A 21,441-nucleotide genomic window follows, 5' to 3' on the forward strand; every position below is an offset into this window, starting at 1 on the left:
GGACCGCCCGCTCGGCTACGGTCGGCGCATGGCCGCTCCGCCGACGGCCCTCGCGCCTCCAGGCACGACCGTGGACCTCGGCGGATGGCTCTCGGACCGCCACGCCGTCACCTTCCTGCCCGGTGACCCACCGCGCGCCGGGCGCCTGGTCATCTACGCGCGCGACGGCGGCGACCTCGCGCACGGGCCCGGCGAGGCCGCGGCCGTCGACGTCGTCGTGCCGACGCGCTCGGGTAGGGCGCTGCGGCGCCGGCGCGTCGTCGCCAGGCTCGTCGCCCTCCCGGACGCCCTCGAGCTCCTGCGTGAGCCGGCTCGGGCCGCGGGCGCGCCGGCCTGGGCGGCGGCGCTCGCGGCCGGGCTCGGTCTCGTCGCGCGCGGCCGGCTCTACCCCTCGGTGTCGGACGCGGGCTTCGACGCCTGGCGCGTCGGGCCCCTCGAGCCGGCGGAGCGCGCCCTGCTGGCCGCGCTCGCGGCGGCCCTCCCCTTCGAGGCGCACGCGCTCGCGCTCGATGGCCGAGGGCCCGTGCGGGTCCGCTCCCCCGAGTGGCTGATCACGGCGGCCTGGGACGCGCTCGCCGACGTGCTCGTGCGCACGGCCGCGGCGCCGGCCGTGGTCGGACCGGTGCCCGGCGCGTCGGGACCGGCGCCCTTCGCGGACCGAGCACCCGTGGCCGTCGAGGAGCTGCGCTCCTGGCTCGAGGAGGCCGCCGGTGGCTTCGGCACCGAGCGCGGCGCCGACGTGGCGTTCCGCATCGAGCTGCTCGAGGCGGGCGCGGCGGTGCCGGGGCGGGGCGGCGAGCCGGACCCGCCCGCGGCGCGCGCGGTGCTGCAGCTCACGAGCCGTGCCGAGCCGAGCCTCGTCGTCGACGCCGCCGACCTGTTCGCGGCGCCGGGCGCGGTGCTCGCCCGCTTCGGCGAGGACGCCGAGCGAGACCTGCTCGCCGCGCTGCGCCGCGTGGCGCGCGCCTGGCCACCGTTCGAGGCGCTGCTGCGCGAGCGGGCGCCGACGGGCCTCGACCTCGACGTCGACCAGCTCGCCGCGCTGCTCGCCGAGGGGGCGAGGGCGCTCGAGGGGACGGGCGTCGCGCTCCTGTGGCCTCGGGAGGTGCTCGCCGACGGCCTGGCGCTGCGCGCCGTCATCACCCCAGCGCCGGGCGTCGTGACGACGGCGGGCCTCGACCTCGACGCCCTCGTCGAGTTCCGCTGGCAGGCGACGCTGCACGGCGAGGTCCTCTCGGAGGAGGAGGTCGACCAGCTCGCGGAGGCGAAGCGAGGCCTCGTGCGCCTGCGCGGTCGCTGGGTCTCGGTCGATCCCGCACTCCTCGAGCGCCTCGCTGCCCGGCGCGTGCGCCGCCTGCGCGCCCTCGAGGCCGTCGGCCACCTGCTGGCGGGGAGCGTCGAGGTCGACGGGGAGGCGGTCCCCGTCGTCGCCGAGGGCGCCGTCGCCGCGCTGGCCGACCGCATCGCTGGCCTCGTCGGGGCGCCCGAGGCCGAGGCGGCACCGCCGCCGGGGCTCGCGCCGGGCGTGGTGCTCCGTCCCTACCAGCTGCGGGGCTTGGCCTGGCTCGAGGCGATGACGAGCGCCGGCCTCGGCGGCTGCCTGGCCGACGACATGGGCCTCGGCAAGACGCTGCAGCTCATCGCGCTGCACCTGCGGCGCGCCGCGGCTGGCGAGGGCCCGACGCTCGTCGTCTGCCCGACGTCGCTCCTCGCCAACTGGGAGCGCGAGGTCCGGCGCTTCGCGCCGGGCGTGGCGGTCCGGCGCTTCCACGGGCCGGGGCGCTCGCTCGATGGCCTCGGTCCCGCCGAGCTCGTCGTGACGAGCTACGGCGTGGCGCGCGCCGACGCCGCGGCGCTCTCGGACGCCGGCTTCGGCCTCGTCGTCGCGGACGAGGCCCAGCACGTGAAGAACCACGAGACGGCAACGGCGAGGGCGCTGCGCACGCTCGCGGCGCCCGCCCGTCTCGCCCTCACGGGCACTCCGGTGGAGAATCGCCTGAGCGAGCTGTGGGCCATCCTCGACTGGACGACGCCGGGGCTGCTCGGACCCCACGAGCGCTTCGTGCGCACCGTCGCCGCGCCGATCGAGCGCGCCCGCGACCCGCTGGCGGCGCAGCGCCTGGCGCGTGCCGTCCGGCCCTTCCTCCTGCGGCGGCGCAAGACCGACCCGGAGGTCGCTCCGGACCTCCCGGCGCGCACGGTGACGGACGTGCCGGTGCCGCTCAGCGCGGAGCAGGCGACCCTGTACGAGGCGGAGGTGCGCGAGGCGCTCGCGGTGATCGCCGGGGAGGACGGCCTCGCGCGCCAGCGGCTCGTCCTTCGGCTGCTCACCGTGCTGAAGCAGATCTGCAACCACCCGGCGCACTACCTGCACCAGCCGGGGCCGCTCGCCGGCCGCTCCAGCAAGCTCGCCGCGCTCGAGGAGCTCGTCGACGTGATCGTCGCCGAGGGCGAGTCCCTCCTCGTCTTCAGCCAGTTCGTGGAGTGCCTCGCCCTGCTCGAGGCGCGCCTCGCCGAGCTCGGCGTGGCCACCTTGTTCCTCCACGGCTCGCTGGGGGCGCGCCGGCGGGCGGTGCTCGTCGACGCCTTCCAGCGCGGCGAGGCGCCGGTCCTGCTCTGCTCGCTCAAGGCGGGGGGCGTCGGCCTCAACCTGACGCGCGCGACGCACGTCGTGCACTTCGACCGCTGGTGGAACCCCGCGGTCGAAGAGCAGGCCACCGACCGCGCCCACCGCATCGGCCAGGACCGCCCGGTGCAGGTGCACCGGCTGATCGCCGAGGGCACCTTGGAGGACCGCATCGCCGAGCTGATCGAGCGCAAGCGAGACCTCGCCGAGGCGGTCGTCGGCGCCGGGGAGGGCTGGATCGGCCGTCTCTCCGACGACGAGCTCGCCGAGCTCGTCCGTCTCGGGAGCGGCCGGTGAGCCCGCCGCGCCGGCCCGGGTGGTACGGGTCGCCGCGGCGCCGGCGGGCCATCTCCCCCGCACGCGCGGCTGGCCGGCGGCCCTTCGGCGCCTCGTGGTGGGGTGCCGCCTGGGTCTCGGCGCTCGAGGGCCGCGCCCGCCTCGACCCGAACCGCCTGCCGCGAGGCCGCACCTACGCGCGCTCGGGGGCCGTCGGGCCGCTCAGCCTCGCCCCCGGCCTCGTCGCCGCCGAGGTGCAGGGCTCGCGCGAGCGCCCCTACGAGGTGCGCGTGCGGGTCCGGACCTTCACCGAGGGCGAGTGGCGGACCGTGCTCGACGCGCTCGCGGCGGAGATCGGGCACGCCGCCGCCCTGCTCGAGGGCGAGCTGCCGCCGGCCGTGGGCGAGGACGTCCGCTCCGTCGGCCTCGACCTCCTGCCCGGCCCGGGCGAGCTCCAGCCCCGCTGCTCGTGCCCGGACTGGGCGGACCCCTGCAAGCACGCCGCCGCCGTCTGCTACCTCGTGGCCGACGCGCTCGACGAGGACGCCTTCGGCGTCTTCCTCCTGCGGGGGCTGGCGCGAGAGGAGCTCCTCCGGGCGCTGCGGGCGCGCCGGGGCCCTGCGCGCGCGCCGCAGCGCGCGCCGGAGCGCGCGCCGAGCGCCGACGGCGCCAGCGTGGTGGCGCGCGCCGCCTGGTCGCGCCCGCCCCAGCCACTGCCCGAGCTGCCGCCGCTGCCGCCGCGTCCGGGCCGCCCGATGCTCCTCGTCGCCGAGCCGCCCGACGGCGCCGCGATCGACGGCGCGGGGCTGCGCGAGCTCGCCGCCGACGCGGCGCGGCGCGCGCTCGCCCTCGCCCGGGGGGTCGGCTCCGACGAGCTCGGGTCGACGCTCGAGGAGGACCTCGCGCGCCGGGCCGTCGCCTCGCTCGAGGACCATGCACGCCTCGGGGTGCTCGCGCCGGCAGCGCTCGCCCGCCGTGCCGGGGTGCGCCCCGACGAGCTCGTGCGCTGGGCCCTCGCCTACCGCGACGGCGGCCGGGAGGGCCTCGCGGCGCTGCGCGAGGCGTGGGACCCCGACCCCCGCCTCGTCGAGGCGGGCCGGGTGCTGCTCGGCCCCGGCGCCCGTCGGTACCGGAACCGCCTCACCCTCGGGGCCCGCCAGCTGCGCCTCGGGCGCGACGGCCGGTGGTACCCGTTCAGGAAGGCGGGGGGCCGCTTCGAACCCGATGGGCTCCCGTACCCGCCCGAGCGCGTCGGGGAGCTCGGGGCCCTCGACGAGGCGGTGGAGGGCGGCTCGAGCGCCTGAGGGCGCTCGAGCCCGACGCCGGCGACGTCGCGCCTCGGACGCCGCGCCTCAGCCGAGCGCCTCCCAGCGGGTCGCGGCGCGCTGGAGCCGCGGGTGGCTCACGAGCAGGTGCCACACGACGGCGCACAGGCCCTCGGTGTGCGGCGTGACGTGCTCGGGGAAGAGCGGCGGGATGACGACGCAGGCGTCGGCGACCGTCGCGGTGTAGCCGCCGTCGCGTCCGACGACTCCGACGATGGTGGCGCCACGCGCCCGGGCGAGCTCGAGCGCGGCGACGAGGTTGGCCGAGACGTTGCGCTCGCGGTCGCCACCGCCGACGGAGAACACGAGCACGGCGTCCTCGGCCCGCAGGCGCGACACCTCGAGCCAGGCGGAGAAGACCGTGGCGAAGCCCTCGTCGTTCGTCCGCGCCGTGAGCTCCGAGACGTTGTCGGTCGGCGCGTACGCCTCGAAGCCGCAGAGCTTGCGGAAGTCGTTCACCGCGTGGGACGCGTGGCCTGCCGATCCGCCGACGCCGAGGACGAAGAGGCGCCCGCCACGTTCGCGCGCGCTCGCCAGGTGCTCGGCGACGGCCTCGATGGCCGACGCGTCGAGCGCGTCGAGCACCGCCCGGCTCTCTCCGAGGAAGGACTCGCTGAAGGTCATGGCGCTCGACGCTCCTCGGTCATCGGGTCTCATGGGACGTTCCCCCGCCAGCAAAGCACAGCCGCCCGGCCGAGGCGGCAGCGGGTAGGGTCGGGCGTGGCCGCCGGTCGGCGAGTTGTTACTATGCAGATAGGAGAAATCTCCCCTGGCGCGCCGGCGCTCGGCCGGTCGGAACGGAGCGGCGATGGCTACTGAGCTCGATCTCGGCAGGTACAAGCTCGGGTGGAGCGACGTCGAGGACTACGTCTACAAGCCGCGCAAGGGCCTCAACGAGGAGGTCATCCGGGAGATGTCGCGCCTCAAGCGCGAGCCGGCGTGGATGCTCGAGTTCCGCCTCAAGGCCTACCGCCGCTTCCTCGCGAAGCCGATGCAGCCGTGGTTCGCGACGAAGATGCCCGACCTCGACTTCGACGACATCTACTACTACATCAAGCCCACCGAGTCGCAGGTCGACGCGTGGGACGAGCTGCCGGAGTCGGTGAAGACCACCTACGAGCGCCTCGGCATCCCCGAGGCGGAGCGCAAGTACCTCGCCGGGGTGACGGCCCAGTACGAGTGCCTGCGAGGCGCCACCCTCGTGTGGACCACCGGCGGGATGCGCCCGATCAAGGACCTCGGCGAGGGCGACGTCGTCTTCTCCCTCGACGAGGGGGGCCGGACGGTGGTCGTCGCGCGCGTGCGCGCCCAGCGCTGCAGCGGGGTGAAGGAGGTCTTCGAGGTCACGGCGAACGACCAGGTGATCGGCGCCTCGGCGAACCACCCCTTCCTCACCCTGCGTCGCGACGGTGCCGGCCGGCTCGAGCCGACCTGGGTGCGCCTCGAGGAGCTGCGCGTCGGCGACCTCGTGGCCGTGGCCACCGACACCCCCGACTTCGGCGCACCCGCGCCGCTGCGCGCGCCGGAGGGCGCGCCCGTCGCCTACCCGACGGCCACGAGCGCGTCCTTCTGCTGGTGGGCCGGCGTCTACCTGCGCGCCGGGAGCGCCCGCCTCGTCGGCGGGCGCACCGAGCTCGAGCTCGCCCTCGACCCCGCGAGCGCCCAGCTCGGCGCGACCGTCGCCGAGATCGCCGCCTCGCTGCTTCGCGCCGAGCTCGCTCCGGACCGGGCACGCGGCGTGCTCGCCGGGCGCGCCGATGCCAGCCTCGCCGAGTTCCTCGAGGCGAACGGCCTCGGCCAGGACGTGCCGCTGCGGCAGGTGCCGCAGTGGGCCTTCGCGCTCTCGCGCGCCGAGCGCCTCGCCCTCCTCGCCGGCTACCTGGATGCCGGCGGCGAGCTCGAGGCCGGTGCGGGCGGGCGCGTCCTCGTCCCGGGCCCGAACGCCGTCCTGCTCGAGGGGCTGCGGGAGCTCGCCCTCCTCTCGGGGGTGCGCGCGGCGCTCCTGCCCGGCGACGAGCCGGGGGCGCCCGGCCGCCTGGAGCTCACCGACGGCGTCGGCCGGCTCCTCGACGCCTCGCGGCGTGCGCCCGCGCCTCGCCGGAGCGACGGCGCGCCGCGCGGGCCCGTCGCCTTCGTGCCCGTCGACGCGATCGAGCCCGTCGGCGCCGAGCCGGTGTTCGACATCGAGGTCGAGGGCCACCACAACTTCGTGGCCGAGGGCTTCTTCGTCCACAACTCCGAGGTCGTCTACCACCGCAACCGCGAGGACCTCGAGCGCCGCGGCGTGCTCTTCACCGACATGGACACGGCGGTGCGCGAGTACCCCGAGATCGTCCGGCGCTACTTCGGCCGGGTGATCCCGCCGAACGACAACAAGTTCGCCGCCTTGAACTCGGCGGTGTGGTCCGGGGGGTCGTTCATCTACGTGCCGCCCGGCGTCACCGTCGACATGCCGCTGCAGGCCTACTTCCGGATCAACGCGGAGAACATGGGCCAGTTCGAGCGGACGCTCATCATCGCCGACGAGGGCTCGCAGGTGCACTACGTGGAGGGCTGCTCGGCGCCGGTGTACTCGAGCGACTCGCTGCACGCGGCGGTGGTCGAGCTCGTGGCGCTCCCCGGCAGCCGGATCACCTACACGACGATCCAGAACTGGTCGACGAACGTCTACAACCTCGTCACCAAGCGGGCGCGCGCCGAGGCGGAGGCCCACGTCGAGTGGGTCGACGGCAACATCGGCTGCCTCGCGCAGGGCTCGAGGGTGACGACTCGCAGCGGGCCGAAGCCCATCGAGCTCGTCTCGCCCGGCGACGAGGTGCTGTCGCTCGACGAGGCGAGCGGCGAGCTGTGCTTCCGGAAGGTGACGGCGAAGCGCTTCTCCGGCTACCAGCGTGTCCGGGAGGTGCGCCTCGGCACCCGGGCGCTGCGCGTGACCGACAACCACCCCTTCTACGCCAGCACCGGCACCGGCGGGCGCGCCTACGTGCGCGCCGACCGGCTTGAGCGGGTGGTCGTGCCGACGGGCGCGATCGACTACGGGCACCCGCACAAGCTCCGCCGACCCGACGCGATGGTTGTGGGTGGTGCGGCGCACGCCGAGCGGGGGAGCTGGATCGCCGAGGCGGAGGAGACGAGCGACGACCTCGTCTGGCTGCTCGGCCTCGCCGCGGCGAGCCGCGCGGCGCACCACCGCCTCAGCCTGACGCTGCCCGCCCAGAGCCCGGCACGCGTCCGCCTCGCCGCCTTGGTCGGCGAGGACGCGCTGCGGTCCGTTGCCGCCCGGCCGGGCGAGCCGGCCCGGGTGGGCCTGCGAAGCGCCGAGCTCGACGAGCTGACGGAGGCGAACGGGCTCGCGGCGGGGCCGCTGCCGGGCTGGCTCCTCGCCCTGCCGACGCGCCAGCGCCGGTCCTTCCTCGACGGCGTGCTCGACGCGCAGGCGCCGGGTGGGCGCGGCCTCGTCTCGGCCGACCGAGCCCTCCTCGAGGGCGTCGCCGACGTGCTGACCTCGCTCGGGGCCGTGTCGCGCCTCGTGGCCGAGGCGGGCGACGAGGGACGCTGGCGCCTCGAGGTCGTCTCGCACGGGTCGCTCGGCGCGCCCGCGGGCCGGCCCCCCGCCGCGGCGCTCGAGGTCCACGACGTGGCGGTCGGCGAGCCCTCGCTCGAGGTGCCGACCTGGGACATCGAGGTCGAGGGGACCGGGAACTTCGTGGCCGAGGGCTTCGTCGTGCACAACAGCCGCCTGACGATGAAGTACCCCTCCGTCTTCCTCATGGGGCCGAAGGCCTCGGGCGAGGTCCTCTCCGTCGCCTACGCGGGCGAGGGCCAGATGCAGGACACGGGGGCGAAGATGATCCACTGCGCGCCCGAGACGACCTCGACCATCGTCTCGAAGTCGATCTCGAAGGACGGCGGCGTGACCACCTACCGGGGCAAGGTCCACGTCGACGAGGGGGCCAAGCGTGCCAAGTCCTACGTGCGCTGCGACGCGCTCATCTTGGACGAGGCGTCCGTGTCGGAGACGAAGCCCTACATGGAGGTCGCCGAGCGCGACGCCGAGATCGGCCACGAGGCGACCGTCTCGAAGGTCGGCGACGACCAGCTCTTCTACCTGATGAGCCGCGGGCTGTCGGAGGCCCAGGCGACGAGCATGATCGTGAACGGCTTCATCGAGCCCGTCACCCGGACGCTGCCGATGGAGTACGCCGTCGAGTGGAGTCGCCTCATCGAGCTGCAGATGGAAGGATCGGTCGGCTGAGCGCCGACGCGATCGTGGCGAGGATCGAGGGCCGCAGGAGGTCCCGCGGTGCCGATGCGTGAGGAGTGCAAGCACTTCCAGTCGCGGACGTACGCGTCCGGCGAGGTGGCGCGCTTTTGCACCCTCGACCTCGCCCCGGAGGCGCCCTGGCGCTGCCCGGCGGACTGCCCCCGCTACGAGCGGCGGCTGGCCGACGCCGGCTGGGCGCACGGCAGCCTCGTCGAGCCGGCCATCGAGGACGAGCCCGACGCGCCCCCGGGCGAGGTGGCCACGCTGCTCGACGAGGCGGAGGAGATCGTGACCGGCGCGATCCCGACGGCGCGCCTCGAGGTCGACGCCGAGCGCCGGGGTTCGCGCTGGCGCTCGCTGCGCCGGCGCTTCGGGCGCGACGGGGGAGCCGGGCGGTGACCGAGGCCCCTCTCGGCACGGCCGTCGCGCCAGCCCGCGGCGGCCCGGCGTGGCTCGCCGAGCGGCGAGCGTCGGCGGCCGCGGCCTTCAGCGAGGCGCGCCTGCCCACCGAGGCGGACGAGGACTGGCGCTACGGGCGCGTCGACGAGCTCGACCTCGCCGCCTTCTCGCCCGCCCGGCTGACCGACGGGGCGCTTGCGGACGGCCCGGCGGCGCGTGCCCTCCTCGGCGCGCTCGGCGAGCGCGCCTGCCTCGTGCGCACCGGGCCGGGCCGCGTCGAGGTCGACCTCGCCCCGCCGGCGGCCGCGACGGGTCTCGCCGTCTCGCCGCTCAGCGCGCTCGAGCGCGCGCCCTTCGGCTACGGGAGCCTCGTCGGGGCCGCGCCCGACGCGTTCACCTTCCTCGCCGAGGCCGAGGCGACCGACGCCGTGGTCGTCGAGGTGCCGGCCGGGGTGCGCGTCGACGAGCCGATCGTCGTCGTCCACGACCTCGCGTCCGCCGAGGACGGGGCCGCGTACTTCCCGCGGACCTTCGTGTCGCTCGGGGAGGACGCGCGAGCGAGCGTCGTCGAGCTCGTCGCGTCGAACGACGCGAGGCTGCTCGCGCTGCCGGTCACCGAGCTCGAGCTCGGACCGGGCGCGTCGCTCGCCTACCACGCCGTCCAGCAGCTCGGCCGGCGCGCCTGGCAGCTCGGCTACCAGGCGAGCACCCTCGGTCCCGGCGCCGAGCTCACCTCCTTCACCGCCGCCTTCGGCGGGGACTACGCGCGCCTGTCGACCCGCTCGAGCCTCACGGGCGAGCACGCCCGCAGCCGGCTGCTCGCCGTGTACTTCGGGGACGGCGGGCAGGTGCAGGACCTGCGCACGTTCCAGGAGCACGTCGCGCCCCGCACGCGCAGCGAGCTCGTCTTCAAGGGGGCGGTCGCCGACACGGCGCGCTCGGTCTACAGCGGCCTCATCCGGATCGCCAAGGGCGCCTACCGCTCCGACGCCGGCCAGACGAACCGCAACCTCGTGCTCTCCGAGGGGGCGCGGGCGGACTCGGTTCCCAACCTCGAGATCGAGGAGAACGACGTCCGCTGCAGCCACGCCTCGGCCGTCGGGCCGATCGACGCCGAGCAGCGCTTCTACCTCGAGACTCGCGGCGTGCCGCCCGAGGTGGCCGACCGGCTGATCCTGCTCGGCTTCTTCGGCGACCTGCTCGACGAGGCGCCGCACGCCGGCCTCGGCGCGCTGCTGCGCGAGGCGGTCGCCTCGCGCCTCGCCTCCCGCCTCGCGCCGCCGGGGTCCCGGCCGTGAGTCGCGCCCGGGTGCGCGTCTGCTCGCTCACCGAGCTCGAGCTCGGGGTGCCGCGACTCGTGCGCGTCGGTGGCGAGGACGTCTGCCTCGTGCGCTGCGAGGACGGCGTGCACGCCGTGAGCGACCTGTGCACCCACGAGGACGTGTCCCTCGCCGAGGGGGACGTCGACCTCGAGAGCTGCGAGATCGAGTGCTGGAAGCACGGCAGCGTCTTCTCGCTGCGCACCGGGGAGGCGCTCTGCCTCCCGGCGACGCGGCCGGTCGCTGTCTACGAGGTGCGTGTCGAGGGGGACGACGTCGAGGTCGTGCTCGGGGCGCGCGACGCCGAGGCGAGCCGGTGAGCACGCTCGTCATCGAGCACCTGAGCGGGGGGCTCGCGGGCTCGCCGCTCGTCGAGGACGTCAGCCTCACGATCCGAAGCGGCGAGGTGCACGCCCTCATGGGTCCGAACGGGGCCGGCAAGAGCACCCTCGGCCGCCTCCTCATGGGCCACCCGGGCTGCGTGGCGACGGCGGGCTCGGTGCGCCTCGACGGCGTCGAGCTCCTCTCGCTGCCGACCTGGCGTCGGGCCGCGGCCGGGCTCTTCTTCGCCCCGCAGGACCCGACCGAGGTCCCGGGCGTCGCGCTCGACGAGGCGCTCGCCGAGGCGCTCGCCGCGCGCGGCGCCGCCCCGGTGGCTCGCGAGTCGCTCGCCGAGCGCCTGCGCGAGGTGGCGGGGGAGATCTCGCTGCCGCCGGCGCTGCTCGAGCGGGCCCTCAACGTCGACGCCTCGGGCGGCGAGAAGAAGCGCCTCGAGACGCTGCAGCTCGCCGTCCTGGCTCCCCGCTTCGCCGTGCTCGACGAGCTCGACTCCGGCCTGGACGTCGACGCGCTGCGCGACGTCGCACGCGCCGTGGCGCGCGCCGCGCGCCCGCCGGCCGGCTCGGGGTCCTCGGCGCTCGGGGTCCTCGCCATCACCCACTACCGCCGGCTCCTCGACGTGCTCGAGCCGGACGCGGTGCACGTGCTCGTCCAGGGCCGCATCGTGCGCTCGGGCGGGCCGGAGCTCGCGGACGAGATCGAGCGCGCCGGCTACGGCGCCTACTCGGCCGCCGGCGCCTGAGGTCGGCGCCGGGCGCGGTTGCGCCCGGGCGCCCGCGTGGCCTAGCAATGCTCGTGCTCGTCCTCGCGGCCGCCTCACCCCGCCCCGGCGCGCTCCTCGACTTCCACCACGTGTGGGGGCTCGTCGTCATCGTCGGCAACGGCATCGCCGGGTGCTGGGCGCTCGCCGCCTGGCGCGTGGCGTCGTTGCGGACGAGGGCGTTGTGGTGGTTCACGCTCTTCGTCGAGGCGGCGGTGTTCGTCCAGGTGGCCTCGGGCCTCGGCCTCGTCGAGGGCGAGGGGCTGCGCCCGCCCGCGTTCCACCCCTTCTACGGCTTCCTCGCCGTCGTCGTCGTCGGCTTCCTCTACGCCTACCGGAACCGCCTGCGCCCCCGCCTCTACCTGCTCTACGGCCTCGGCGGGCTCTTCCTCATGGGGATCGGGGTGCGCGCTCTCGTCACCGCCGGCTGAACCCGGCCCCCTCAGGGCGCGCCGTGCGCGGCGCCGCCCGGCTCGCTCGGCGGCATCGGCTCGCTGCCGGGGTCGCGGTAGCCGAGGCGGTCCGACACCCGGCGGGTCGCCTCGAGGAGCAGCTTCGCGGCGCGCTCGCTCTCGGTGCGGAAGCGCTCGACCGGGCCGCAGACCGAGACCACCGCCGTGGCGACGCCCTCCCGGCTGAGGATTGGCGCGGCGACCGAGCCGGCGCTCGGGTCGCGCTCGCCGAGCGAGACGGCGAAGCCCTTGATCCGGATCGCCTCGAGCTCGCGTCGCAGCGCCTCGGGGTCGGTGATCGTGAGCGGTGTGAGGCTGACGAGCTCGTGGTCGCGCAGGTACTCCTCGCGCTCACGCTCGGGCAGGAAGGCGAGGAGGGCCTTCGACGACGCGCCGGTGTGGAGGGGGAACGGGCGGCCGAGCTGGACCACCATCTTCACGTCCCGATGCGGCGTGACCTGGTCGATGTAGACGCGGCTCCAGCCCACGCGCACCGAGAGCGTGGCGGTCTCGTTCGTCGCCGCGACGAGCTCGTGCATCTCCTCCTTGGCGAGCGCCCGCACGTCGATCCGGTCGAGGTAGGAGAGCCCGAGGTAGAGGCTCTGGGGCCCGAGCCGGTAGCGGTGGCTGTCCTCGTCGATCTCGATGAACCCCTTGGCGCGCGCGGCGGCGAGCATGCGGTGGACGACGGCCTTCGACATGTCGAGGGCGTTGGCGATCTCGGTCACGCCGAGGGTCGGGGAGGTCGAGCGGGCGAAGAGGCTCAAGATGTCGAGGGCACGCTCCACCCCGCTGATGCTCTGCGGTTGACGGCCACCCTCCGTGCGCGTCGGCGTCAATGGCGTCTCCAGTCGTTCCAAGGGCGTTGCGATCGCACCGGCGTGCCCGTGCCAGCCGACGGTAGCCGGAGGGGCGCGCCGGCCAGGGCCATCACCGACCGAGCACGCGGGCGCGACCGCGCGCGCCGGAGGCAGCACGCCCGGGTCACCGGGCCGCACCGGCCGCGCGGCGCAGCAGCGCCCGCGCGCCGCGCACCACCGCCTCGTCGATCAGCCTGCCGTCCGCGTCGAGCACCGCCGCGCGCTCCTCGGCGAGCGCACGCTCGAAGCGTGCCACCACCGCGGCAGCCGCGCGCACCTCGTCCTCGGATGGCGTGAAGACGGCGTTGACAACCGGCACCTGGGCCGGGTGGACGACGGCGCGGCCGCCGAAGCCGAGCCGAGCCAGGCGCTCCGTGCTGGCGCGCAGCGCCTCGAGGTCGCGGACGTCGGTGGACACCGGGCCGACCGGCGCCTCGAGGCGACAGGCCGCCGAGACGAGGACGACCTGCGAGCGCGCCCACGCGAGCTCGCTCTCGTCGGGGCTCGGGCGGATGCCGAGCTCGGCGGCGAGGTCGGCCTCGCCGAGGTGGAGCCGCACGACGCGCCGTGCCGCGGCGAGGCGGCGCGCGTCGAGCAGGCCGGTGGCCGACTCGAGGAGCGGCGCGACCGGCGTGGTGCCCGGTGCCAGTCCGTGCGCGCGCTCGGCGCTGGCGAGGAGGGCGTCGAGCGCCTCGAGCTGGGTCGCTCGCTCGCACTTGGCGACGAGGAGGCCGGCGAGCGCGGGCGCCAAGGCGGCGTCCACGTCCTCGGCGGTGCCCTCGAGCCGGTCCTCGACGACCGCGTTGATCCGGACCCAGACCTCGGCCGGCGGATCGGCGCCGAGCCCCGCGAGCCACCGGGCGAGCTCGCCGCGCGCGCGCGCCTTCGCGCTGGGCGCCACGGCGTCCTCGAGGTCGACGATGAGGGCGTCGGCCCCGCGCTCGAGCGCGCGCCCGAGCTTGGCGGGCTGGTCCGCCGGCACGTAGAGGTAGCTGCGCGCACTCATCGGCCCGGGGCCTCCTCGGCGCGCCGGGCGCGGTGCTGGCAGGGCGGTACCAGGGTGCGAAACATCGTTCCGTAGCGTTGTCGGTGAAGTGTCACCGGTCTGACCTGCACTGCCGCGTCCGATCTCGTCGCCTCGGGTCTCGCGCTCCATGTTACGGGCGCTTGACCTCCCGCTGCTGCCTGCCTATGCTTCCTGTTAGCGAAACTGCATTTCGCTAACAGGAACGGCGGCCAGGGGTCAGGCCACGCGGGTCGGGCGAGGAAGCGAGCCCCGGGCGAGTGGGGGAGGTCGACGGTGGACACGCCTGAGCGCAACGCGGTTGGTGGTTCGGAGCGCTACCGGCCGGTCATCACCCGGCGGGACCTGCTGAAGGCGGTGGGCGGCGGGGTGCTGTTCGCGGCGACGGGGGGCTCGCTCCTCGAGGCGCCCTCGACGGCCTCGACGCTCGCGCGCGAGCTGGCTCGCTCGTCGGCGAGGAACCGGCAGAACGTCATCAACGTCCTCATCCCGGCCGATCCCCCCGCGCTCGACCCCGTGAAGTACAACGCGCACGACATCGAGCGCATCTACCGGCAGGTGACCGAGCAGCTCTACCAGTGGAACCCGGACAAGACGATCACCCCGCTGCTCGCCGAGTCGATGCCGAAGATCTCGAGGGACGGCAGGACGTACACGATCCACCTGCGGTCGGGCATCAAGTTCCACAACGGCAAGCCCTTCGACTCCTCGGACGTGAAGTACACCTACGAGCAGTGCCTCGCGCCGTCGAACGGCTCGATCTGGCTCGCCGCGCTCGGGCTCGTGAAGTCCGTGGAGGCGCCGAACCCGCGCACCGTCGTCATCAAGCTGTCCGCCCCCTACACCCCGATGCTCTCGTCCCTCGCGCTCATTCCGATCGTTCCGTCCAACATCCCGTACACGGCGACGACCTACGCGCGCCGCCTCGTCGGGACCGGCCCGTTCCGCTTCGTGAGCTGGAACCAGGGCGTGGCGATCAAGCTCGCCAAGAACCCGCACTACTGGCAGCGAGGGCTCCCGCACTCGAACGGGGTCAGCTTCAGCATCGTCTCGTCCTCCGCGTCCCAGGTGGCCGACCTCGTCAACGGCAGCGCGCAGCTCATCGCCGAGGTGGCGGCCCGCGACGTCGGCGTGCTGCGCCGCAAGGGGATGCACGTCTACGTGGAGCCGAACTCCTCGATCATCGACTACATGTACCCGAACGTCCAGCCGGGCCGCTTCACGGCGAACAGGTTCGCCCGACTCGCCATCGCCTGGGCGATCGACCGCCAGCAGGTCGTGAGCCAGGTGTTCGCCGGCATCGGCCAGCCCGAGTCGTCCCTGCCGGTCCACGGCGCCGAGTTCTACGACGCGAAGCTCGGCGCGTACTTCGGCAAGCGGCCGGACCTCGCGAAGGCCCGCAGCTACCTGGCGCAGGCCGGCGGCCCCCCCTCGCACCCGCTCGACCTCGTCGTGCTGGCCGACGACATCACGAACCCGACGGCCGCCATCGTCCAGCAGAACCTCGCCGCGATCGGCATCGCCACGAACATCATCCCGCTCGGCATCACGGCCGCGCTGGGGCGCCTGTTCTCGCAGCAGTACGACCTGTTCCTGCTCGACGTCCTGGCGCAGGAGTCGACGGGCTTCGGCTCGTACATCGCCTACCTCGCCGTCTACCCGGGCGCGTTCGCGAACTTCAACAAGTTCAGCAGCGTCCAGCTCGCACGCCTCGCCGAGCGGGCCGTCACGGTGACGAACCCTTCCCAGCAGGCCGCCGCGTGGCGGGCGGTGCAGCAGATGTGGGTGCAGCAGGTCCCGCAGATCGTGATCTGCAGCTCGCGCTACATCGAGGCGTCGAGCCCCTCGCTGCAGGGCTACCACCCGACCGGCCTCGCGCAGCTCGAGCACCTCAAGTACGCCAGCGTGAGCTGAGCGGTGCGGCGGCCGGTCGCGGCGGTATCGTTGGCCGGGCGCCGAGCCCGCCGGAGCTCGCGCTCGCCGAGGAGCGCGTCGGCCCGCTCGCTGGCGTCGGAGGGTGAACATGTGGCGCCTCGCCCTGCGCAGGGTCGCGCTCGCCGTCCCCGTGCTGTTCCTCGTCTCGGTGCTGAGCTTCCTCCTCCTGCGGGCCGCACCCGGCAATCCGGCGCAGCTGCAGGCGGGGCTCGACGCGACGCCGAAGGTGGTCGCGGCCATCTCGCGCCAGCTGGGCCTCGACCGCCCGCTCGCCACGCAGTACTGGCTGTGGCTCGACGGCGTCCTGCACGGCAACCTCGGGGTCTCCTACTCGACCGGTGAGCCGGTGACGAGCGTGCTCGCGCCCCGCGTGCCCGTGACCGCCGAGCTCGGGGTGCTCTCGCTCGTCCTCACGGTCCTCGTCGGCATCCCGCTCGGGATCTGGTCGGCGCTCGGCAAGGACGGCCCGCTCGACCACTCGACCCGCGTCGGCGCGCTCGTGTTCGTCGCCGTGCCGAACTTCGTGCTCGCGCTCTTCTTCGTCCTCGTCTTCGGCTGGTGGTTCCGCAACATCCTCCCCTACCAGGGCTTCGTCCCCCTCGGGCAGTCGATCGCCTCGAACCTCAGCCACGCGATCCTGCCGTCCGTCTGCCTCGCCCTCGGGCCGATCGGGATCGTCGTGCGCGTCACCCGGGCCAGCATGCTCGAGCAGCTCGGCTCGGACTACGTGCTCGCCGCCCGCGCGCTCGGCGTGCCGTGGCGCCGGGTCGTCTGGAACGACGCCCTCCGCAACGCCGTGGCGCCGGTGCTGACCGTGCTCGGCCTCGTCACCGGCTACCTGATCAGCGGCGCGGTCGTGGTCGAGACGATCTTCAACCTGCCAGGGCTCGGCGCGCTCCTCGTCGAGTCGTTCGACAACCGCGACTACACCGTCACGATCAGCGTGATGATGCTCGGCGCCGTCGTCTTCGTGGTCGTCAACCTCCTCGTCGACCTCCTCCACGCCTTCGTCAACCCGAGGGTGCGCGCCCGCTGGGCGCGCACGTCCTGAGGCGATGCCGGCCGTGGCGCTCGCGGGGGGCCGCCCTCGTCTCGCCCTCTGGCGAGCGCTCGTGCACCGACGGATGGCTCTCGCCGGGCTCGTCGGCATCGCGGCGCTCTGCTTCGTCGGGGCCTTCGGTGCCTTCCTCGCCCCCTACAACCCGGACCAGACGAGCGCGCTCGCCACCGCGCCGCCGAGCGCGGCGCACTGGATGGGCACCGACCAGCTCGGGAGGGACGTCTTCAGCCGGATGCTCGTCGGTACGGGGAGCTCGCTCGCGGTGGGCGTCGGCGCGACGGCGCTCGCGCTCGTCGTCGGGTCGCTCATCGGCATGGTCGCCGGCCTCGACGCGGGCGGGTGGGTCGACACCGTCGCGATGCGAGCGATGGACGTGCTCTTCGCGTTCCCGGTCCTCGTGTTCGTCCCCGTCCTCTCGGGCCTCGCGATCGGCAGGCACCTGCGGATCGGGCCGGTGTCGATCAGCCAGCTGGCCGTGCTCATCGGCGCGGTCGCGGTCGTGTTCGTCCCTGTCTTCGCCCGCGTCGCACGCGCCAGCGTCGCGGACGAGGTCGGCAAGGACTACCTGCAGGCCGCGCGCGCCTTCGGTGCTCGCCGACGCGACCTCCTGCTGCGCAACCTGCTGCCCAACATCCAGGCCCCGCTCGCGGTCCAGGCGGCGTTCTCGATCCCGCTCGCGATCATCACCGAGGCCGCGGTCTCCTTCCTCGGCTTCGGCATCCAGCCGCCGCAGGCGAGCTGGGGCGACATCCTGAACGACGGCAGGAGCCAGATCGTCCTCGGCGACTGGTGGGAGACCGTGTTCCCGGCGCTCGCCATCCTCGTCACCGTGCTCTGCTTCAACTTCGTCGGGGACGCCCTGCGCGATGCGCTCGATCCGGCGACCGCCCGGCGGGCGGACGAGGCGGCCGCCGTCGTCACGGAGATGACGCAGGCGTGAGCGCGCCCGCGGCCGCCCCGCTGCTCGAGGTGCGCGAGCTCTCGGTGAGCTTCGGCACCGGATCGCGGTCGCTGCGCGCCGTGCGCGACGTCAGCTTCACGCTGGAGCGGGCGAGCTCGCTCGCGCTCGTCGGCGAGAGCGGGTCCGGCAAGACGACGCTGCTGCGCTCCGTCGTCGGCCTCGTGCCGCGTGCCGCGGTCGCCGGCCGGGTGGCGTTCAAGGGCCGCGACCTCACGGCCGCGTCAGAGCGAGAGCTCGAGCGCCTGAGGGGGGGTGAGATCGGCCTCGTCTTCCAGGACCCGGTGAGCTGCTTCAACCCCTCGCTCACCGTCGGCTACCAGCTGGAGCGGGTGCTGCGCATCCACCGCCCCGAGGCGCGCCGGCCGGCGCGCGCCGAGCGCATCGCCGCCGTGCTCGAGCGCGTGGGCATCGAGCACGGGCGCGTGCTTCGCCGTCACCCCTTCGAGCTCAGCCAGGGCCAGCTCCAGCGCGTCATGATCGCCGCGGCGTGCCTGTCGGGGAAGACGGCCCTGCTCCTGGCCGACGAGCCGACGACGAGCCTCGACGTCACGACGGAGGCGCAGATCATCGAGCTCCTGCGAGACCTCCGGCGCGACCTCGACATGGCGCTCGTCCTCGTGACCCACAACCTCGCCGTCGCGGCGCAGCTGTGCGACCGCGTCCTCGTCATGTACGGCGGCCGCCTCGTCGAGGACGCCTCGGTCGAGGCGCTCTTCGAGCGGCCGGCGCACCCCTACACCCGCCGCCTCCTCGAGTCGCTGCCCGTGTTCCCGCCGAGCTCGCGGCGCGTCGAGCCGATCCGCGGCGAGCCGGCGAGCGCGCTCGGCGTCGCCGCCGGGTGCCCCTTCGCGCCCCGCTGCGACGTGCGCATCGGTCCGGTCTGCGACGAAGAGACGCCGCCGCTCGCGCCGACCGGCACCCCCGGCCAGCTCGCGGCCTGCCACCTCGTCGCCAGCGGCTCGACGGTCGAGCCGGTCGCGCGGGAGGCCAGGCGGTGAGCAGCGCCGGGCCGCCGGGCCAGGCACCGCTCGTGGAGGCCGTCGGCCTCTCGAAGCACTTCCCCGTGCCCCGCTCGGCGCGCGACGTCCTCGCGCGCCGCCGGCGGGTGGTGCACGCCGTGAGCGACGTCGACCTGTCGATCGGCCGCGGCGAGGTCGTCGGGCTCATCGGCGAGAGCGGGTCCGGCAAGAGCACCTTCGGGCGCGTCCTGCTCCGCCTCGTCGAGCCGACGTCGGGGACGGTGCGCTTCGACGGCACCGACCTGGCGGGTCTCGGGCGCGAGGAGCTGCGCCAGCTGCGACGCAGGATGGCCGTCGTGTTCCAGAACCCGTACTCGGCGGTGAACCGCCGCCGGCGCGTCTACGACATCGTCGCCGAGCCACTCGTGATCCACCGGGTCGGCGACGCCCGGGCGCGCGAGGCGCGCGTCGCGGAGCTCCTCGGTCTCGTCGGCCTGTCGACCGAGCACGCCTGGCGGCTGCCGAACGAGCTGTCCGGCGGGCAGCTCCAGCGGGTCGCCATCGCCCGCGCGCTCGCCCTCGGCCCCGACTTCGTGCTCGCCGACGAGCCGACCGCCTCGCTCGACGTGAGCGTGCGTGCCCAGGTCATCAACCTCTTCATGGACCTCAAGGCCGAGCTCGCCCTGTCGATGCTCTTCATCAGCCACGACCTCGCCACCGTGGCGTGGCTCGCGGACCGGGTCGCCGTCGTCTACCTCGGGCGCGTCGTCGAGGTGGCGGCGACGAGCGCGCTCGGCTCGGCGGCGCTCCACCCCTACACGCAGGCGCTCATCGCCTCGATCCCCAAGCCCGACCCCCGCCAGCGTTCCCGAGCGCCGACGCGCGGCCAGATCCCGAGCGCGGTGGACCTCCCGCCCGGCTGCGCCTACCACCCGCGCTGCCCCCTCGCGATGCCCATCTGCCGAACCGAGCGCCCGCCCCTCGAGGACAAGGCCGGGGGCCACCTGGCGGCGTGCCACGCCGTCGCGCGCGGCGCGGGCGCCCCGGGTCGGGCCGTGGCGAGCGCCCCCTGAGCGGGCGCGCTCGCCGCGGCTCAGGCGATGCGCGCCGCCACGACCGGGTCGAGGAGCTCCGCCGGGTAGTCGCGCCACATCCGGCGCGCCTCTTCGAGGCTGCAGTAGTGGTTGACGAGGGTGCAGTCCACCCGGATGAGGGCGCGCTTGGGCTGGCGAAGGGTCGCGAACGGCCCGTGCGGGATACCTGGGGGACGGAAGCAGTAGGAGCCGGGGCCGAGAACGATCCGGTCGTCCGGGTGGTCGGTCGAGATCTCGCCCTCGATCGTGTAGATCTCCTCGATGCAGTCGTGCCACTCGATGCGCTCGTCGGTGAAGCCGCCCTCCTCGACGGAGATCACGAAGACCCGCTCGCCCGAGTCCGGCTCGAGGCGCAGCGTCTGGCTGACGAGGCCGAGGCCGACCTTGTCGGTGAGTGGCTGGCGGACGGGGACGTCCTCGAGCGCGAGCGCCGCGATGGCGCGGGGATCGCCGAGCACCGCCTCGTCGCTCTCGGCGCTCGCGAGCGCGCCGTAGGTCATGACGAGGAGCTCCGCGCCCTGCTCGGACGCGATCGGCCCGCTCGGGTAGCCGGCCGGCCGGTAGGTGTAGCCGTAGCGCCCGAGCACGTGATCGCCGAAGGAGACGGAGCCGGTCAGGACGAACGCGTCGAAGGCGGTCGACGGCGCCCACGGCCCGTCGTGGTGCCAGCCCGGCGGGAGGCGCACGATCGCCGTGTAGGCACCGTCGGCGGGGTCCTCGCTGAGGAGCCGGCGCTCGAGCGGGCCGTCGAGACCGTCGATCGTGAACGGTGCGAAGGGGACGGTCGTCGTGTCGAGCACCTCGACGTGCCGGCGTTGGTAGACCATGGGCTTCCTCCTCCTGGCGCAGGCGCGCCTAGGTCTCCTCTTCGACGAGCTCGACGAGCGCTCCCGTGGGATCCACGAGGCAGGCGACGCGCCGGCCCTCGTAGGGAGGGGCGGGGCAGCGGGCCGGCCCCCGGGTCGCGACGCCGAGCTGGCGGGCCGCCGCGAGGAGCTCGTCGAGGCGCGACGCGGCGAACGTGTACCCGGTGACGCCGGGGAGCAGGCTCCGGCCCGGCGCGGCCGCGCCGCCGAGCCGTCCCGGCGGGTGGAAGTGGTGCTCGACCATCTGCCCGTCGCCGAGGGAGAACACGCTGATGCGGAACTCCCACTCGGCAGGTGCCAGCATGATGGCGTTCACGTGGGGATCGCCCACCACGCCGTCGAAGCGGACGGCCATCCCGAGCAGCTCGTGCCAGAAGCGGAGGGCCCCCGCGCGGTCCACGGCAGCGATCGGGGCGTTGACCGCCGGCCCGACGAGGTCGGGCACGCGCGGGAGCGGGCGAGGGGGCGGGACCCAGTCGAGCGTCGTCACGAACATCCACAGGTCGCCCGGCCCCTGCAGTGCCAGGCTCCGGCAGGCACCCGAGCCGATCGCCTGGAGGTCGTAGGCGGTCGGCGGACTGCGCAGCGCGAAGGCGCTGCCGGGCGTGGCACGCGCCGCGACCTCGTCGACCTCCCGGGAGAAGAACTCGATGGCGAAGGGGCCGAGGCGCTCCACCGGCCGCGAGCGCCTCGCCGCCTCGTCGGTCGACAGGAAGCGCACGAGTCCGCGGCGCGACCCCGGCGCGCCGAAGACGGCCTGGCGACTCCCGGTCGCGGTCGGCAGGCCCCACAGCGTGGGCAGCTCCTCGTCGAGGGGTCCCTCGAAGCGGAGCTCGTGGCCGCTCAGCGCTGCCCAGGCGGCGCTCGCCGCGTCGAGCTCGGGCACGGCCGCGGAGATCATCCGCAGCTCGGTGACCGGCAC

At 74.8% G+C, this 21,441-nt stretch carries 18 protein-coding genes; 13 read left to right on the forward strand and 5 right to left on the reverse strand.

The genetic code is table 11. From position 1 onward, the window contains the following. Positions 1-28: 28 nt before the first annotated feature. Both VKV23_01000 and VKV23_01005 read left to right on the forward strand, forming a co-directional pair. Positions 29-2,923, forward strand: coding sequence for a DEAD/DEAH box helicase (locus VKV23_01000; protein HLI14615.1), 2,895 nt, complete (start codon positions 29-31; stop codon positions 2,921-2,923). After that, a complete protein-coding gene (locus VKV23_01005) occupies positions 2,920-4,206 on the forward strand; it encodes an SWIM zinc finger family protein (protein ID HLI14616.1) in 1,287 nt (428 codons plus the stop codon). Before VKV23_01000 ends, VKV23_01005 begins: the two co-directional genes overlap by 4 nt. Positions 4,207-4,254: 48 nt before the next feature. On the opposite strand, the gene VKV23_01010 is transcribed toward VKV23_01005, so the two are convergent. Next, positions 4,255-4,851 carry an SIS domain-containing protein gene (locus VKV23_01010; protein ID HLI14617.1) on the reverse strand — a complete coding sequence of 199 codons (597 nt, stop codon included), beginning with the start codon at positions 4,849-4,851 and terminating at the stop codon, positions 4,255-4,257. 184 nt (positions 4,852-5,035) lie between these two features. Between VKV23_01010 and VKV23_01015 the strand changes: the two genes are divergently transcribed. The 6 genes from VKV23_01015 to VKV23_01040 are packed head-to-tail and all read left to right on the forward strand — an operon-like array spanning position 5,036 to position 11,739. Next, on the forward strand, positions 5,036-8,482 hold the full coding sequence (locus VKV23_01015; GenBank protein HLI14618.1) for a SufD family Fe-S cluster assembly protein: 3,447 nt from the start codon (positions 5,036-5,038) through the stop codon (positions 8,480-8,482). Between the two features lie 48 nt (positions 8,483-8,530). Then, positions 8,531-8,890, forward strand: coding sequence for a hypothetical protein (locus tag VKV23_01020; GenBank protein ID HLI14619.1), 360 nt, complete (start codon positions 8,531-8,533; stop codon positions 8,888-8,890). Beyond that, a complete protein-coding gene (gene sufD, locus VKV23_01025; protein HLI14620.1) occupies positions 8,887-10,188 on the forward strand; it encodes a Fe-S cluster assembly protein SufD in 1,302 nt (433 codons plus the stop codon). The genes VKV23_01020 and sufD overlap by 4 nt, the downstream gene beginning before the upstream one ends. Further along, positions 10,185-10,529 carry a non-heme iron oxygenase ferredoxin subunit gene (locus VKV23_01030; GenBank protein ID HLI14621.1) on the forward strand — a complete coding sequence of 115 codons (345 nt, stop codon included), beginning with the start codon at positions 10,185-10,187 and terminating at the stop codon, positions 10,527-10,529. The genes sufD and VKV23_01030 overlap by 4 nt, the downstream gene beginning before the upstream one ends. After that, the gene (gene sufC / locus VKV23_01035) at positions 10,526-11,290 is read left to right on the forward strand and encodes a Fe-S cluster assembly ATPase SufC (GenBank protein ID HLI14622.1); all 765 of its coding nucleotides are present in this window, start codon (positions 10,526-10,528) and stop codon (positions 11,288-11,290) included. The genes VKV23_01030 and sufC overlap by 4 nt, the downstream gene beginning before the upstream one ends. Before the next feature lie 53 nt (positions 11,291-11,343). Beyond that, the gene (locus VKV23_01040) at positions 11,344-11,739 is read left to right on the forward strand and encodes a hypothetical protein (GenBank protein ID HLI14623.1); all 396 of its coding nucleotides are present in this window, start codon (positions 11,344-11,346) and stop codon (positions 11,737-11,739) included. Between the two features lie 11 nt (positions 11,740-11,750). On the opposite strand, the gene VKV23_01045 is transcribed toward VKV23_01040, so the two are convergent. Beyond that, positions 11,751-12,548, reverse strand: a complete 798-nt coding sequence (locus VKV23_01045) for an IclR family transcriptional regulator (GenBank protein ID HLI14624.1) — start codon at positions 12,546-12,548, stop codon at positions 11,751-11,753. A gap of 196 nt (positions 12,549-12,744) precedes the next feature. Further along, positions 12,745-13,626 carry an aldolase/citrate lyase family protein gene (locus VKV23_01050; GenBank protein HLI14625.1) on the reverse strand — a complete coding sequence of 294 codons (882 nt, stop codon included), beginning with the start codon at positions 13,624-13,626 and terminating at the stop codon, positions 12,745-12,747. A gap of 294 nt (positions 13,627-13,920) precedes the next feature. On the opposite strand from VKV23_01050, the gene VKV23_01055 reads away from it, so the two are divergent. The 5 genes from VKV23_01055 to VKV23_01075 all read left to right on the forward strand — a co-directional run bounded on the left by VKV23_01055 (position 13,921) and on the right by VKV23_01075 (position 19,632). Continuing rightward, positions 13,921-15,558 carry an ABC transporter substrate-binding protein gene (locus tag VKV23_01055; protein HLI14626.1) on the forward strand — a complete coding sequence of 546 codons (1,638 nt, stop codon included), beginning with the start codon at positions 13,921-13,923 and terminating at the stop codon, positions 15,556-15,558. Between the two features lie 109 nt (positions 15,559-15,667). Further along, positions 15,668-16,630 (forward strand): ABC transporter permease, encoded by a 963-nt coding sequence (locus VKV23_01060; GenBank protein HLI14627.1) that lies wholly within the window; start codon positions 15,668-15,670, stop codon positions 16,628-16,630. Positions 16,631-16,634: 4 nt separating this feature from the next. Further along, positions 16,635-17,579, forward strand: a complete 945-nt coding sequence (locus tag VKV23_01065; GenBank protein ID HLI14628.1) for an ABC transporter permease — start codon at positions 16,635-16,637, stop codon at positions 17,577-17,579. Then, positions 17,576-18,598, forward strand: a complete 1,023-nt coding sequence (locus tag VKV23_01070; protein HLI14629.1) for an ABC transporter ATP-binding protein — start codon at positions 17,576-17,578, stop codon at positions 18,596-18,598. Before VKV23_01065 ends, VKV23_01070 begins: the two co-directional genes overlap by 4 nt. Next, the gene (locus VKV23_01075) at positions 18,595-19,632 is read left to right on the forward strand and encodes an ABC transporter ATP-binding protein (GenBank protein HLI14630.1); all 1,038 of its coding nucleotides are present in this window, start codon (positions 18,595-18,597) and stop codon (positions 19,630-19,632) included. The genes VKV23_01070 and VKV23_01075 overlap by 4 nt, the downstream gene beginning before the upstream one ends. 20 nt (positions 19,633-19,652) lie before the next feature. Here VKV23_01075 and VKV23_01080 read toward each other — a convergent pair whose 3' ends face one another. Next, positions 19,653-20,480 carry a DUF4437 domain-containing protein gene (locus tag VKV23_01080; protein ID HLI14631.1) on the reverse strand — a complete coding sequence of 276 codons (828 nt, stop codon included), beginning with the start codon at positions 20,478-20,480 and terminating at the stop codon, positions 19,653-19,655. A 28-nt stretch (positions 20,481-20,508) separates the two neighbouring features. Then, positions 20,509-21,441 (reverse strand): hypothetical protein, encoded by a 933-nt coding sequence (locus VKV23_01085; GenBank protein ID HLI14632.1) that lies wholly within the window; start codon positions 21,439-21,441, stop codon positions 20,509-20,511.

The sequence above is a fragment of the Acidimicrobiales bacterium genome (genome assembly GCA_035294085.1).
Taxonomy (GTDB): domain Bacteria; phylum Actinomycetota; class Acidimicrobiia; order Acidimicrobiales; family Bog-793; genus DATGLP01.